17 protein-coding genes are annotated in these 15826 nt (G+C 38.0%); 2 read left to right on the forward strand and 15 right to left on the reverse strand.

Annotated elements, in window-relative coordinates:
• Nucleotides 1-37: 37 nt before the first annotated feature.
• A complete protein-coding gene (locus MMB68_RS18935) occupies nucleotides 38-1750 on the reverse strand; it encodes a high affinity choline transporter 1 (protein ID WP_221785848.1) in 1713 nt (570 codons plus the stop codon).
• 628 nt (nucleotides 1751-2378) lie between these two features.
• Here MMB68_RS18935 and betB point away from each other — a divergent pair.
• Entirely contained in the window at nucleotides 2379-3869 is a 1491-nt protein-coding gene (gene betB, locus MMB68_RS18940; RefSeq protein ID WP_176526477.1) for a betaine-aldehyde dehydrogenase, read from the forward strand.
• A 21-nt stretch (nucleotides 3870-3890) separates the two neighbouring features.
• Nucleotides 3891-5093 (forward strand): iron-containing alcohol dehydrogenase, encoded by a 1203-nt coding sequence (locus MMB68_RS18945; RefSeq protein ID WP_057239926.1) that lies wholly within the window; start codon nucleotides 3891-3893, stop codon nucleotides 5091-5093.
• A gap of 42 nt (nucleotides 5094-5135) precedes the next feature.
• On the opposite strand, the gene cudC is transcribed toward MMB68_RS18945, so the two are convergent.
• The 14 genes from cudC to MMB68_RS19015 form a co-directional block, all read right to left on the reverse strand.
• Complete coding sequence (cudC, locus tag MMB68_RS18950) at nucleotides 5136-5690, reverse strand: choline uptake/conversion transcriptional regulator CudC (RefSeq protein ID WP_221785849.1); 555 nt, start codon at nucleotides 5688-5690, stop codon at nucleotides 5136-5138.
• A gap of 228 nt (nucleotides 5691-5918) precedes the next feature.
• Nucleotides 5919-6149, reverse strand: a complete 231-nt coding sequence (gene csrA / locus MMB68_RS18955; RefSeq protein WP_013085431.1) for a carbon storage regulator CsrA — start codon at nucleotides 6147-6149, stop codon at nucleotides 5919-5921.
• Between the two features lie 24 nt (nucleotides 6150-6173).
• Nucleotides 6174-6596 (reverse strand): flagellar assembly protein FliW, encoded by a 423-nt coding sequence (gene fliW / locus MMB68_RS18960; RefSeq protein WP_221785850.1) that lies wholly within the window; start codon nucleotides 6594-6596, stop codon nucleotides 6174-6176.
• A gap of 81 nt (nucleotides 6597-6677) precedes the next feature.
• Entirely contained in the window at nucleotides 6678-7559 is an 882-nt protein-coding gene (gene flgL / locus MMB68_RS18965; RefSeq protein WP_221785851.1) for a flagellar hook-associated protein FlgL, read from the reverse strand.
• A 2-nt stretch (nucleotides 7560-7561) separates the two neighbouring features.
• Nucleotides 7562-9085: a flagellar hook-associated protein FlgK gene (gene flgK, locus MMB68_RS18970; protein WP_221785852.1), complete on the reverse strand. Its 1524-nt coding sequence runs from the start codon at nucleotides 9083-9085 to the stop codon at nucleotides 7562-7564.
• 18 nt (nucleotides 9086-9103) lie between these two features.
• Nucleotides 9104-9565, reverse strand: a complete 462-nt coding sequence (locus tag MMB68_RS18975; RefSeq protein WP_223260217.1) for a flagellar protein FlgN — start codon at nucleotides 9563-9565, stop codon at nucleotides 9104-9106.
• Nucleotides 9566-9586: 21 nt separating this feature from the next.
• Nucleotides 9587-9841, reverse strand: coding sequence for a flagellar biosynthesis anti-sigma factor FlgM (gene flgM, locus MMB68_RS18980; protein ID WP_014457790.1), 255 nt, complete (start codon nucleotides 9839-9841; stop codon nucleotides 9587-9589).
• Nucleotides 9842-10000: 159 nt separating this feature from the next.
• Nucleotides 10001-10414: a TIGR03826 family flagellar region protein gene (locus MMB68_RS18985; RefSeq protein ID WP_221785853.1), complete on the reverse strand. Its 414-nt coding sequence runs from the start codon at nucleotides 10412-10414 to the stop codon at nucleotides 10001-10003.
• A gap of 61 nt (nucleotides 10415-10475) precedes the next feature.
• Nucleotides 10476-10973: a ComF family protein gene (locus tag MMB68_RS18990; RefSeq protein WP_260507025.1), complete on the reverse strand. Its 498-nt coding sequence runs from the start codon at nucleotides 10971-10973 to the stop codon at nucleotides 10476-10478.
• A 191-nt stretch (nucleotides 10974-11164) separates the two neighbouring features.
• Nucleotides 11165-12673, reverse strand: a complete 1509-nt coding sequence (locus MMB68_RS18995; RefSeq protein WP_260507026.1) for an ATP-dependent helicase ComFA — start codon at nucleotides 12671-12673, stop codon at nucleotides 11165-11167.
• A 79-nt stretch (nucleotides 12674-12752) separates the two neighbouring features.
• Nucleotides 12753-13598: a DegV family protein gene (locus tag MMB68_RS19000; protein ID WP_221785855.1), complete on the reverse strand. Its 846-nt coding sequence runs from the start codon at nucleotides 13596-13598 to the stop codon at nucleotides 12753-12755.
• Nucleotides 13599-13704: 106 nt separating this feature from the next.
• The gene (locus MMB68_RS19005) at nucleotides 13705-14142 is read right to left on the reverse strand and encodes a YaaR family protein (protein ID WP_221785856.1); all 438 of its coding nucleotides are present in this window, start codon (nucleotides 14140-14142) and stop codon (nucleotides 13705-13707) included.
• Between the two features lie 119 nt (nucleotides 14143-14261).
• Nucleotides 14262-14693 (reverse strand): flagellar export chaperone FliS, encoded by a 432-nt coding sequence (gene fliS, locus MMB68_RS19010; protein ID WP_221785936.1) that lies wholly within the window; start codon nucleotides 14691-14693, stop codon nucleotides 14262-14264.
• A 423-nt stretch (nucleotides 14694-15116) separates the two neighbouring features.
• Nucleotides 15117-15800 (reverse strand): response regulator, encoded by a 684-nt coding sequence (locus MMB68_RS19015; RefSeq protein ID WP_013059772.1) that lies wholly within the window; start codon nucleotides 15798-15800, stop codon nucleotides 15117-15119.
• Nucleotides 15801-15826 lie beyond the last annotated feature (26 nt).

The following is a 15826-nucleotide window of genomic DNA, read 5'->3' on the forward strand; positions in this document are numbered from 1 at the left end:
AAAAGCCGCATCTGCGGCTTTTTTATTTTGCTTTTGATTATTTCTCAACCGATATGTCACGATGAAGATTTCGAAGCGGCTGAGGAGGGCAAATACGTCGCGTCGTGTAAGAAACGATAAAAATAGTTAACAACCCGCCTACCATCGCAAATGTACGAAACGGAAACATGACCACTCCGTCTTCAATCATCGGGTACGGAAGCAGTGCCTTTAAATGAAGCAATGGTTCTCCTCCACCAATTCGCAGAACAAGAGACACAATGAACCCAGCCAAAGATCCGTACCAGTTAGCTCCTTTAAAGAATAAAGCACAAACCAACTGCGGAAAAAGTATGCAATACACTAGGTCCCCTGATAAATACCATAAAGAGTAAACACTCTCAGAGTTTAAAGCAATTAGAGTTGCTCCGGTTCCAATAATAATGATTGAACGTTTAATAACTTTATCTAACTGCGCCTGTGTCGCATTTGGTTTTACAATCGGACGATACACGTTCCAGGCTGCCATTCCCGAAGCTGAAAGTAACGAAGCTGCTACTGCAGCCATGACGGCAGCAGCTAGTCCTCCAAGCGCAATCGCTCCTACTAAATCAGGCGTTAAGTATTTAAATACATACGTTAAAATCATGGACGCGCTCTCAGGGCTTGACGCTCCAAATGAAGACCAGTCTGCACTATAACCTATCATTCCTATTAAAGCTGGAGGCAATGCCGCTAGCGCGCAAAAGATGCCGGCTGTAATAGATAGCCACATTGCTGCTTTTTCATTTTTAGCAGATAACACGCGCTGAAAATAAATTTGCCATGGAATACCACCAAAAATAAGTAAGAATGTGCTATCCCACCATTGCCAATATGTATTTCCCCATTTCGGATCTTCCCAGCCTTTTAATGGAGGAAATAAATGAAGAGAACCAGTCATGCCTTCTGAATAAGTAGAAAAAACAGCTCCCACTCCTCCCGTATTCGAAAATGCAAAGGGAAGCACCAGAAATAGTCCTAAAAACATAATAGAAAGCTGTAAGATATCGGTATGTGCTACTGCCCACAAGCCGCCAATCACGGTGTATGCAATGGCAATAAGTGCGGAAAGAATGATGGAAATTGAAAAACTGAGGCCTAAAATCACACCGAATGTTGTTCCTAAAGCAGTTAAGATAGCTGCGCTCCAAAACAGCTCTCCCAGTATAGCTGGAAAATAAAGAACCGTAGCCATTTTCTTACCGAAACGAGATTCTAAAGGGTCGAGCATTGTCATAAACTCAAACCTTCTCATCTTTCTAGCAAAAAAGATACCGCCTAAAATCAAGCTGATTGAATAACACCATGGCGCTTGAGTCCATGTCAGCCCTGAGGAATAAACGGTTTCGGCCGTTCCAGCAATATACCCTCCACCTACCCAAGTGGCGGTCATTGTGAACATTGAAATCCATAGCGGCATAGATCTTCCTGCAACAAGCATATCATCTGATTTTCCTTTTTTACTTGCAGCGGCTCGAGCACCAATAAAATAAATAACACCATACATAATGAACATTAAAATGAGGCCTGGCCAATAGAGATCTGGATTATAGAGAGAATAGATAAATGCGACAACCATAAAGATGGAAAATCCTATAATAGTTGTCCATAAGGGGGTTAGTAGACGGTTGTTCCTCTTTGATTTCCCTGAAAAGTCAGAAGTCTCATTCGACTTTTCAGGCCTGGCTTGTTGTGTGTCTGAACGAAATGGCTTTTTAGCATTTTGCATCGTCTCACATCCTTTAAATTGATAAAGAAATCTAAAGACATAATTGTCCTCTATTCCTTTTTCCTACCAGCATACAATTAAACCTAAAAATAGATTTTTTAGAATAAAATATAAATAGTTGGATTATAAATACCAATGCGAAGGGGAGAAATTACGTTTATATAATTATATTAAAATAATTTAAATTGACCTTTTTTAATATTTTGCTAAGAAATCATAATTATTTTCATCTTCCATCTAAACTCCTTTCTTAATTTCCACATTCAAAATCCTTTGTTTTTCAAGGTTTGTATGCAAGCAGATATAGTACTATGGTTAATATATCTGAATGTTTAGGATATTGTCAAAAAAGTTTGAGTGTTTTCATATAAAAAAAGAATAATATTCTCATAGCACATACACAAAAAAACCTTTGGTATCAAGGGACATAGCAATCAGTGATTTTTTATCACTTTTTATTAAATTTTTTCTTAATATCCGAATGATTAGTCTCTTACAGAGAAGATACTCTAATGAATTCAGAACATTTAGAGTTTTAGGATTTGACTAAATTAAATAACCGATGCTATAATTCGAATTGTTAAGAACGTTAAATATAAATTTAACAAATTCTATTATTTGGAGGTCGATGCTATTGGAACAAACACTTACGCTTGAAAAAATGCACATAAACGGCGAATGGGTTGAAGCACGCAGCGGCGAGAAAAGAGAGATTATAAATCCTTTTAATCAAGAGGTTATCGCTGTTGTTACAGAAGGAAATCGTGCTGATACTGTAGAAGCTATTGAAGCAGCTAGAAAAGCTTTTGATGCAGGTGAATGGTCTAAATTTACAGCGGCCCAAAGAGGTTCTTTACTATTTAAAGTAGCGGAAGAAATTCGTAATGATCGAGAAGAACTCGCTAAACTCGAAACCTTAAATACTGGAAAAACCCTCGTTGAAAGCCTAGCAGACATGGATGGGATTGCTGATGTCTTTCAATACTATGCTGGATTAGCAGATAAAGATGGTGGACAGATGATTGAGTCACCTAATCCCGATTCTGTTAGCCGCGTTGTCCGCGAACCTGTAGGTGTATGCAGCCAAATTACTCCTTGGAATTACCCTTTATTGCAAGCCTCTTGGAAATTGGCTCCGGCACTTGCTGCTGGGAATACAATTGTTATTAAACCAAGCGAAATCACCCCTTTAACAACTATTCATATGATGAAAATTTTTGAAAGAGTTGGCTTTCCAGCAGGCGTCATTAACATTGTACTCGGCCCGGGTGCGACTGTTGGACAAGAAATGGCAGAAAGTCACTTAGTAGATTTAGTTTCCTTTACAGGTGGCGGTGTATCTGGACGTAAAGTCATGCAGGCTGCCGCAGGCAACTTTAAAAAAATTGCTCTTGAACTCGGTGGAAAAAATCCGAATATCGTCTTTGCTGACGCTGACTTTGACACTGCGGTTGACTATGCATTAAATGCGGTCTTCTTTCATGCCGGCCAAGTTTGTTCAGCTGGTGCGAGATTACTCGTTCAAGATGATATTCACGATAAATTTGTTTCAGCAGTTATTGAACAAGCAAAAAAAATTAAGCTAGGAGATGGCATGGATGAAGCCACTCAAATGGGACCTGTTATCTCAAAAGAGCACCTAGCTAAAGTAGAGCATTACATTGAGCTTGGCAAACAAGAAGGTGCTTCCCTTATTTTAGGCGGCAAGCGTCCAACTCAAGAGTCTTTACAAAAAGGTTTATTCATTGAACCAACTATTTTTACAGACTGTCATGGAGATATGAAAGTTGTCCAAGAAGAGTCATTTGGTCCAATTATGACCATTGAGCGCTTCAGCACCGAAGAAGAAGCGGTGGCACTTGCTAACGATACAATCTATGGATTAGCTGGAGCCGTTTGGACAAGTGATATGAATCGAGCTGAACGTGTAGTAAAAGCACTCCGTATGGGAACAACTTGGATTAACGATTATCATCCCTACTTCCCGCAGGCTCCTTGGGGAGGATATAAGCAATCTGGGATTGGAAGAGAGCTTAGCCACATTGGGCTAGAAGAATATACGGAAATTAAACATATTTATACGAATACAAATCCACAGCCAATGCGCTGGTTTCAATAAAATTCAAGGGGGAATGTAAAGATGTTTATGCGATTTGAAAGAATGGAACGTTTAAAAAGTTTTGAGATGCCAACGGTTGTAAAACATGGAATTGGTGCTGTTAAGCATACTGGAGAAGAAGTAAAAAACCTAGGTGTATCTAAGGTTTTACTAGTAACAGATCCTGGTGTAAAAAAAGTAGGCTTAGCAGACCCTGTAATCGCTAGTTTAAAAGAAGCGGACGTAGACGTTGTTTTATTTGACCAAGTAGAAGCCAACCCTTCTATTCACGTAGTAGCAGACGGCACAAAAATGTACAAAGAAAATGGATGCAACGGACTAGTAGCTGTTGGAGGCGGAAGCTCAATGGATACGGCAAAAGCTATTGGTGTAGAAGTAGCTCATAATGCTCCCGTCTTAGATTATGAAGCAGCTGAAGGAAAAAAACCTTTAACAAAACGTATTCCTCCTTTAACAACCATTCCTACAACTGCGGGTACAGGAAGTGAAGTCACACAATGGGCTGTCATTACAGATCCTGTTCGTGAGTTTAAGTTTAATACAGGTGGACCTTTAATTGCTGCTCACTTAACAATTATTGATCCAGAACTGCACGTATCTATGCCTTCACATATTACGGCCGGTACAGGAATTGACGCATTAGCTCATGCAATTGAATGTTATACATGTCACTTTGCACAACCAATGACAGACTCTGTTGCTTTATTGGCTATTGAGTACGTTGGAAAATACTTACGACGTGCAGTTGCAAATGGACAGGACATCGAAGCACGCTATGGAATGGCGCATGCGGCTATGCTTGCTGGCCTTTCATATGGAAGTGAATCTGCAGGAGCAGCTCACGCGATGGCACAAACATTAGGAGGCATTTATCCAATTGCCCATGGCCCTTGCGTAGCAGCTATGCTAGGTCCTGTAATGGAATATAACTGGATGGGCGAGCCTGAAAAATTTGCGCGTATAGCTCAAGCTTTAGGAGTTAATACACATGAATTAACGCTTGAAGAAGCAGCTCAAGCAGCTGTTCGTGAAGTATATCAACTAGTTAAAGATGTACAAATCCCTTCTTTAGAAGAACAAGGTGTTCCAAAAGAAGCCGTTTCTCGCTTAGCTCAAGAAGCATTTAATGATCCACAAACAGTTGGTAACCCTCGTGATTTAACGGTAAAAAGTTACGAATGGATTTATAACCGCTGTTTTGAAGCTACACCGTTAACCGTGTAAAAATAATAAAAAGGCTGTTGATTTTTCAACAGCCTTTTTTATTTACTCTTTCGCTAATTCTTCATTTAAAATATCAATGATTCTTCGGTCGTCAAAAACTTTCACTACTTTTTTCAAGAAATAATAATACTGTTTTGACTCTTTAATCTGCGTTAAATTACGCTTTGCTTTTACTGTGATCTCCTCAGGTACATTCTCATCGTTTAAAAGAATCTGCAGCTTGTTTTCCGCTTCTTCGATTGCCTCTAAATTAACTGAAATTTCTCTTTGCCACTTCTTACAGAAAAATGAAAAAAAGGACTTTGAAAAATCTTTTTCTGCTTCATATAAGTCTTTTCGAACACCTTTTTTCCACACTTTGTGAACCATATCAATATTTTGCAGTGAACGAATGGATGTACTCATCGTTGGTTTACTCATACCCAATTCTTCACTCATTTGATCTAATGTAACAGGCTCATCCATAAAATAAAGCATACCATACAGCCTTCCTACTGAAGGTGTGACCCCATATAAATCCATCGTATCAGCTAAAGCGCTGACAACCACATCTTCCGCTTCTTTTAATAAATCATGATACTCTTGAACATCACTCATTTACTCTTCTCCTCTTTTGTTAAATTTATTTGAATTATACTTAATAAATTTAATGATACACGATAAAAAGGAAAAAAACAGAAATTCAGTTCAATTTTTTTGATAAAAAAGAAGCCTTTCTCTTGAAGAGAAAGGCTTAAGACATAGTGGGGAATACTATATGTTTATCTTTCCCGATTTAGATATTATTTATACCGTATATTTTTGATTATTTTCAAACTGATCGTTTTATTTCTTTTTTGGTAATTGTTTCAGCATATCAATAGCATGCAGTGTAATTTGAGAAGCACTTTTATTTTCGTTACGTATTTCTTCATAAATCTCTTGTCTATGAATATCTACAGACTTTGGAGCTTGAATTCCTAACTTTACTTGATCACCATTAACTGCAAGGACGGTCACTTCAATTTCATCACCTATTTTGATTGTTTCATTTAACTTTCGTGTTAAAACAAGCATGGACTCACTCCTTATCTATTCCTCTTACTCAAATAATCTGTGCTTCGTTTCATAAGCTGTATTCATTAAAATCACTTGTTTAGCAAGCTGTTGCTTTGTATTAATAATAACAGGAGCCTGCAAATTAGCCGTTATCTTTTCCACAGAATCTGACATCGTAAGCATTACGTAAACAGCTGCATCTTCCGTTTGTTGTAATTGAAGCTTTTCAATTTCCTGAGGTTCTAGTTGAAAATCATAATCTAAAAAAAACTGAAATGGATCCGTGATAATAAAAGCGAGTTCTTTGGTTTGAATAGACTGCAGAACTTGGAAAGCTTCGGCTTCCGGAAGTGGTAAAATAACAAATTCAGTTTCATCCAAAAAACCTGGAATCCCTTGATTGAATGTCAGTGTTTGCTGATTATCTATTTCTATATCTCCATGATAGCTTGTTGAAATTTTCATCTCATCACACCTTTGCTAATTGATTTTTTCTTGTTATCTTTTTTCATTGTAAAAAAGCTCCTTCTGTTTAGAAGGAACTTTTTAACGCAAGAAATCTAGCAGCGTAGGCTGAATAATTTGAGCCCCTACTCCCAAAGCAGCACGATGCGCGCTTTCTTGTACGGTTAAATCCGTAATGACTTTTTCAATATCTGCATCTTCATTATTTGAAAGCATCTTAGTAGCTGTAATTTCCTGTGAATCAAGGCGGTTTTCGATCAGCTCAAGCCGATTGCTTCTTGCTCCCAATTCAGATCGCTCCGCTAATAGCGTAGACAGCTGCGTGTCTACCTGTGTAGAAAGATCTTTTAGTGAGTTTACATCATTTTGCTCAAAAGCTGTTTGAACATTGTTCATTAAGTCGAATGCACCTTGTCCGAAAATGTTTTCAGGGTGAATATTGACTCTCAGCTGGATACCTTTTGAGACTTCAACTGAAAAAGGATCCAGGTTAATATTCGATTCTATCATACCGCTTGCATTCTCACTTATAGGCGCTGCTCCTACATTTACACCGTTAAAGATATAGTTTCCTGCCACCTGCGTATTGCCTACTTGCATATAATCCAGCTTTAACTGTTCAATTTCACGTGCAATTGCTTGGCGGTCATCACTTTCATTCGTACCGTTTAACCCCTGCACAACCAGCTCTTTGGTGCGCTGAAGAATAGAGTTGACTTGTTCAAGTCCAGATTCTGAACTATCAAACCAAGACTGAGCTTCTGTTAAATTACGTTTATATTGATTTACTTCAGAAAGATTAGAACGATAAGCCATTCCTTTAGTAGCCACTACCGGATCATCTGAAGGACGAGTAATTTTCTTCCCCGTTGATAATTGGTTTTGAAGTGTTTCCAGCTTATTATAGCTATTGCTAATCTGTTTTAACGAATTAGCCGCTAACATTCCTTGTGTGACACGCATCTTTACCTTCCTCCAGTTCCAAGACCGTTTACAATTTTATCAAGCATTTCATCAATCATAGTCACCATACGGGCACTAGCGTTATATGCATGCTGAAACTGAATCATATTGGTCATCTCTTCATCTAATGAAACTGCACTGGTAGACTGGCGCCTTTGCTCCACAGCTCCCTGGAGAGTTTCTGAATTACTTTTTAAGCGGTTGGCTTGTTGAGCATCTACTGACATTTGGCCAATAACAGATTGATAAAAGCCATCTAGGGAAACAGCTTGATTCCCGGAATTAATAAGCACCTTTTGACGAAATTGAGACAATAGCTGAGCATTTTGTCCATCTCCTTTGCGGCCAGTTCCATCATCTCCAGAGGAGGCCGAAGAAGCAGCAGCAATATTGTTTGTGTTTTGTTTGATTTTATCAGCAATAACAATTCTAGTTGCAGCTCCTTCTTTCTGAGAAATCTCATTAAAAAAGGACATACCAGTTTCACCATCTAGCGTGACACCTTGTTGGTGCTTATCATTAAACCAGTTCACAAATTCATATGCCATTTCATCTAAATCATTAATCATTGAAGCGTAAACACCTGTTTTATCACCACTATTATCTATATATCCAGAAGCCTCAATTAACCCTTTAAGTTTTCCTTGAGGAAATGACTCGGGATTTCGTATCTCATCCCCTATATGAATTTCCGTTACATAGGAATCTTGATTTGTTGTCAAACTGATGGCATTTACTTGATGAGTTTTCCCATCTAAAAGAGTAATAGGCCCTTGAGACGTTTGAAGCTGAACCGTTACCACTCCTTCTGACGTTGCAGAAGCGTTTCCGCTGCTTTTTGTATACTCTAAAGAAACCGGCATAAATTTAGAAATCTCATCTAGCAGCCGATCTCTTTCATCATACAAATCATTAGGCAAATAGCCATTCGGTTCTACGTTTTGTATCTGTTGGTTCACGTTATTTATTTGCTCTAGCAAAGAATTCACTTGCGTTACGGCTACGTCACGCTCGTTTTGTAAATCACCTTGAATCGTTTTTAGAGAAGTAGATAAATAAGAGAAAGTATCGCCTACTGCTTCAGCTCGTTCAATAATAACAGACCTGGCTCCTGCTTCTGAAGGGTGTGAAGCTACATCTTGAATGGACTCAAAAAATTGATTAAAAACAGCTGAAAGTCCATCTTCAGTAGGTTCATTCATAATTTCCTCCATTTTTTCAAGAGCACCAGCGCGTGCATCCCAATACCCCACTTTAATGGTTTCATCTCGATACTGGGTATCTAAAAATGTATCACGTATTCGCTCTACCGTGCTGGCTTCTACTCCCATTCCTATTTGACCCGCAGTTCCAGTCTGATTCATCCCTGGGGCTGGATAAGCTGGGAACGTTTCTAAACTTACTCGCTGACGCGTATAGCCCGGCGTATTTGCATTAGATACGTTATGGCCAATCGTGTAAAGAGCCGCTTGTTGGGCATCCATTCCTCGTTTAGCCACCTGCAAACCATGAAATGTTGAACTCATTCTGCTTTCCTCCGTTCTTTATACCTTCGAATTAAAAATAGAGTTGGACTGAAACGATCTATTATTTGTTTTTGTGTAATTGAACGAATCCTCTCGTTTCGATGGAACAAGAAGGTCTAGTTCGGTATGAATCAGCTGCAAAGACTGTGTGAGCAGCTGATTGTTCAAGTCATTTGCATACTTTATATCTTGAATGATATCTATTAGCTGTTTTTGAAAGGGTATCAAGATGGAGTATTCAGAGAATGAGCCTGCTATTTCTTCAATAGAGCGAGCAGCATGCCCGCTTTTTTCCATCGCTTCTACACGTTTTGTTTCCAGTGCAGAAATAGCAGCTATATGAGATTGCTCTTTTTGCAAAGAAGCCGTCAATGCCTTTACATCTTGTTTAATAATAAAATTCGTTTTCTCTTTAACAATGACAGACAAACTTTTGTGAAGCGTTACTTGTTTTTCTAGTATCGTTTGAATTTCTTGCACGTTCAATCAATGTCAGTCCTTTTATTTTTTATAGAAATCTACAATACTTTTAGCAATTTCTTTTCCGTTAATTTCGTATGTTCCGCTGTTAATTTGCTGTTTTAGTTTCTCCAATTTTTCAAGTCTTTCTGGAGATGGTTCATTTCCCTGAAGTTTCTTCGCCTCAGATGAAATATGAATCTGATCTTGTGGATTCTTTTTAGAGACCTGTTCTGTTTTTTCTGATTGTTTTTTGTACGGATTTATTCCAAATAAGTTCGATGGGTTAATCTTCATCTCTCTCACCTCTTTTTATATTTGTATCCGTTATCTCTATTCATTATATCGGAATTTCCACCCAAACCTTTAGCATCGGCAAGGAAGTTGAGACCATTTTCACAGTCCACCTTAAACATAGGTCTATAGATAGAGAACCTGCAAACACTCAGCACACTTTTACTCTTTTTTCCTTTCGTTAGAACGATAGGTGGGACGCGTCGGCTCTTCATTTGAACGAATCATCTCACGATTATGCTTTTCTAACCCATGTTTAATTTCTTGAGAGCATGAATGACAAAGTTTCCCTTCTCGAATCTGAGCGTTGCATTGCATGCATGGATAGCTTATATTTGGAAAATTAGTTAGTACTAAGCGACCTTGTCGAATAAATTGATGAATTAACGAATCTGAAACGCCCGTTTCTTTCATCACTTCGTAAGTCGTTGCTGTACGATTTGCTCTTTTCTTCAAGAATGAAGAAACACGTTGAAACAGAGCTTCTTCTTTGTCAAAACATGATTTACACATGTTTATTGATCCATTTTTTACAAATAAATGACCGCATTCCCTGCAATTATCTAACGTTCCCATATTCGAAACTCCTCATTTGTTTTTTATTTTACTATCGGTCAAAGTTTGAAATTATACATCTTCATGCACGAATTAAAGTGAGCGAACGAACCGAACGTGCCCCAGCTTCCTGCAAACAATTTGCCGCTTGGCGCACGGTTGCTCCCGTTGTATAAATGTCATCAATTAAGAGAAATTCTTGATTCGTAACCCTTGAGGAATCGACTACTTTAAATTCCAGCCTTTCTGTCAGCCGACTTCGCCTATTTTTCTTTGATTGCTTTGTTCCTGAACAGCGAATAAGAGGTATTTCTATATTGTCACTGAGAAGCTCAGCTAGCGCTAAGGATTGGTTAAACCCTCTCTCATATAATCTTTCGTCCGTTAAAGGTATAGGAACTAGTATAGCTTTTGGATTACATTCTTTTTTATAGAACTTATACCACTGCTCCTTGAATGCTTGGATAATTTCATAATCTCCTTGAAATTTAAAACGTTCTATTATGCTTTGCATAAAATCATTGTACGTATAAAGAGAACGGTTAGAAAAAGAAGCATTATTCCACTTCTGACAGTCCATACATGTGTCTAGCTCATAATGAGAAGGAGCCAGGTCTGCAAGGGAGCGGCCGCACCCCCTGCAAATGCTACTGCTAATGATAGAGCATCTTTGCAAGCAAACAGTGCAAATCCTGTCCATTGAAGAAGGTTTTAACAATGACCTCCAATCGAATGAAGAGACAAGAGGTTCAAAACAAATCAGACATATTGTCATTGATCAATCAGCCCTTCTTTACAAGCTAGAGCATTCATATATTTAATATGTTCTTTTGCTTTTCGCATAGACAGAGATTGCCCATAATGAAAAAAGACCACGTCGCCCGTTGGAAATTGAGCACTCCTCCCTACTCTTCCTGAAATCTGAACAAGAGCACTTTCAGTAAAAATCGTTTCTTCTGCTCCCAATACTGCAACATCTATGTTGGGAACCGTTACGCCTCGCTCTAATATTGTTGTCGTTACTAGAATAACTAGCTGCCCTTCTCTAAATTTCATTACTTTTTCTTTTCGCTGGGAATCTTCAGCATGGACACCGTCTACCTTTTCGGTCAGCTTTCGAATCATGTCTGTGATCGGAGCAATCCACTTAATTTGCGGGACGAAGATAAAACATTGTTTCCCTTCATCTATTCTTTTTTTCAGCCATTTCTCAACATTAGCAGGCAAAGTATCTGTTTTCATTTTTTTCTTCCAATTGCCACACCATTCAAACCGAGGAACAGGAATAAGCATTCGGTGATAGCGGGCTGGAATTTTAACTACTTGTTTTTTTCCTTGCTCAACGTCTTTTTTTAATGATTCACTTGGAGTCGCTGTTAAATAAATCTTTGATGCAGCGTGTTTAGCTGCTTTTGCAACAGCATAGTGCAGCATAGGCTCTGTCGAATACGGGAATGCATCTACTTCGTCAATAATCAGCACATCGAATGCTTGATAATAATGCAGAAGTTGATGAGTGGTGGAAATAATAAGAGAGGATTCATGAAAACGGTCTTCGCTGCCTCCATACATAGCCAGCACAGACATATCCGGAAATGCCGATTGAATTCTTGGCTTTAACTCAATCACTACATCTGTTCTTGGAGTAGCAATACAGACTTTCTTTCCGCTGTTCAACGCTGCTTCAATACCTTTAAATAAAATTTCCGTTTTTCCTGCTCCGCAAACAGCCCAAACTAACAGCTCTTCATCCTTTTTGATAGCTTGAATGAGTTCATTTGAAGCACGTTCTTGAGCTTTAGACAGCGTTCCTTTCCAATTCATCACGCTGCTTTTTGGCATGACATTACTTGCTGGTCCTTCCCAGTTTATAAAGGGTGTACACTCACTTACTTTGCCCATTACGATACATGCTCGGCAATAGTAGCAGTCCTGGTGACATCTACTGCATGGAAATGAAGCAAAATAAAAGGGGCTATCACTTCCACACCGGTTGCATTTATATCCGTTTTCTTTTTGGGTAAGTGCTTTTTGATAGGAAATATATCCGTTTAGATAATGTTCATGAATGAGAGATAAAGGATAGGGAATCTGGGTTAGTAGAAGCTGCTTTCCGCTTAGAGAGCGCTGAAGATCTAAAGAGTAGGGATATGAAGGATTTAAAGGTGGAGTTCTCCACGTATTGATTTTTGAGAGAGGAAAAGCAGCTGGGCTAGGTACTTGAACGGGATTTAGCAATTCTTGTTTAACAGTAAAAAGCATATCTTCATTCCTTTCCATGTTTATCGTACACATCTATATACGCAAAAAAAGGTGTTTTTTCCTGCAAAAAAACCAAATCAAATGATTTGGTTTTCAGTTACTTTTTATACCAGCCTATACCGATGGCACCTTCACCTAAATGCGTGCCAATGACAGCGCCAAAATAAGAAAGACTCCATTCAATATGAGGATATTCTTGTTCTAAGTCTCGTTGAATTTCTTTTGCTTCATTTTCACGATTAGAATGAATAACTACAGCTTTCATAGGTACGTTTTCTTTTGCATCCTCATCAAGAAGCTCGGTGATTCGTTTTAATGCTCGCTTACGCGTACGAATTTTTTCAAACGGAACAATTTTTTTAGATTCAAAATGGAGCACGGGCTTTACTTGAAGCAGACTTCCGATAATAGCCTGAGCAGCATTTAGGCGACCTCCACGCTGCAAGTGAGATAAATCATCTACCATAAAATACGCACGCATTGATAGTTTCATCTCTTCAAAACGGGCAATGATTTCGTCAGGATGTTTATTTAATCCGACCATCTCGGCTCCTTCAATCGCATAAAAGCCTTGAACCATACAGCTGATTTCTGAATCAAATACGTGCACATCAAAGTCTTCTACCATGCTACCTGCTGTCAAAGCACCCTGATACGTTCCACTAATTCCACTAGATAACGTAATAACGATAGCAGCATCGAATTGATCTCGTTTTAACTGTTCAAACAACTCTACAAATTCTCCGATAGCAGGCTGAGAAGTGGTTGGAAGATTTTTTGCTTCTTTAATTTTTTCAAAATATTGATCTGCAGTCATATCTACTTCTTCACGATATGTTTCTTCACCGAAAATAACGCTTAGCGGTACCATATGTATATGATAGTTTGATCGAATTTCCTCTGATATATAGGCGGTACTATCTGTAATAATTGCTGTTTTCATAAGATAGGGATCCATCCTTTGTTATATAAAATAATTTCACTCTATTCTACAACATTTAGGATTAAAATGCATGTAACGAGAGGTTTACCTATTAGTAAAAGCTCCCTCACGTATACATATTAATTAACAAACCTTGAATTTCTCCAACCCGCTTGAGTAAATTTAAACTGTCTTTTTCTTTTCGAAGGATATCATTTGTCAAGTCAACTAGTTTCGTATCCACTTCTTTCACTAACTTATATACTTTAGTCGTTCCTCTATGATTAAATCCTCTTTCTTCATGAAGTTCAAAACCATTTTTAACGACTTCGTTCATAAACTGCTTCACAAGCGTCTTGTATTTCCGCAAAGAATCAATAGTTTGACTTTTCACTAACTGCTTTCCCTGTTCTTCAATTTTATTTATCACTTGAGTTAAATGTTCATGAGTTAGTTCTTTTTGTTTCTTGGCCATTACTCCTGTAAATGAAACCGAACCACTTACTTCTTTTTCTCTAATGAGATTCACGGAAGAAGAAAGACTGTTAATTCGCTGTACCTCCACTATGTATCTCTCCTTTCTCTGTTAGTATACAATCCATTCAATTTAGACTTTTAGATGCGCTAGCTTGATTAGCTGAAAGTTTCGAGAGGCATCTGATGCGTGGATGTGATGATTATCCTTTAGCTAAGAATGATACTTATGTGCTGTTCATAAGAAGACAGCTTGTTTTTTCGGAGCGAAGAGGTAACTTTAGGCGTCGCTTTTAACACTTCATTCCAAGCGTTAGAAAGCTTCTTCATCATTTGTTGAACTTCACATAAAATAAACGTATCTTTTTTAAAATTAGCCCTAATTAATCGCTCAGACATATAGTTGTATAAGATATCTAACTGCTCTGCAATGATACCTGCTTGATATGTTAAACCAATTCCTAGCCGATATAAAATATCGTTGCACTGTTTAATTTTTTCATTCGCTGTAAAATAATCGCTGTGTTGAATTGCTATAACAGCGTCATCAATATTTTGAATAAATTTTTCATACATCATAGCTGTTAGCTCTTGCGGAGATTTATGATAGATTAATTCTTCCGTTATAAAATTCAGCTTCATCACCTTCTTGTCTTCTTTAAATCAGTTTTCTATTTATTCCACTAAAAGCTAACTTTTAAATTTTTTAAAGGACACCCGTTGAGGTTTGAATAAATTCTTCTACGACCTCATATGTATCCGAATGTATTAAAGACCTTTTTTTACAAGAGCATGCATCAACTTGATGGACATTGTTTTGAGGTATGGATGCTTTCGTCGAAGGTTGTAGGACCCTTAAGATTTCCTTTATGGTTAAGTGAAGTTAAAGGACGAGTAAATGTGTAAAGGTATCATCCTTTTCCTTCCTAAAAGATATTTTCTCTCCTTAACTTATCGGTTGTTTCCCTCTCTCATTAAACATGACTTTTTACCTACAATTTCAAAAGAAGTTATAAAAAGAAAAAAAAAGTCCGATATACCTAGTGGTATATCGGACTTTTGAACTTATCTTACTTCTACCCAACCGTTTTTGATTGCCACAACAACAGCTTGAGTACGATCATTTACATTCATTTTTTGCAAAATATTACTTACATGGTTTTTAACGGTTTTTTCACTAATATATAATGCTTCTCCGATTCCTCGGTTACTTTTACCATCAGCTAACAGTTGTAGCACTTCGCACTCACGACGTGTTAACAAATGTAGTGGACGGCGAATCTCAATTGGTTCGTGCGGATAAGAAGACGATTGTCCTTGAGCTGCTAGTCGACGGTACTCTTTTACTAAACTATGTGTTACTTTAGGGTGTAAATATGAACCACCTTCTGCAACTACTTTCACCGCTTCAATTAACGCATCCGCATCCATTTCTTTTAGCAGATAGCCTCGTGCCCCTGTTTGTAAGGCATGAGTTACATATGTCTCATCGTCATGGATAGATAAAATAATAACTTTAGCGTCCGGATTTACTTCTACAAGCTTTTTCGTAGCTTCTACACCATTTACAGCCGGCATGTTAATATCCATGATTACAACATCAGGTTGATGTTCTTCTACAAGGTCAATAACTTCGCTACCGTCGTCACCTTCTGCAACTACTTCAAAATCTTTTTCGAAATCTAAAATTCTTTTTACTCCTTCACGGAATAATTGGTGATCGTCGATTATGATAATTCTTGTCTGCATGTTTGATTCCTCCCCAAATCGAACAA

The sequence above is a fragment of the Priestia sp. Y58 genome, from assembly GCF_029522095.1.
In the GTDB taxonomy this organism is placed as follows: Bacteria; Bacillota; Bacilli; order Bacillales; family Bacillaceae_H; genus Priestia; species Priestia megaterium_E.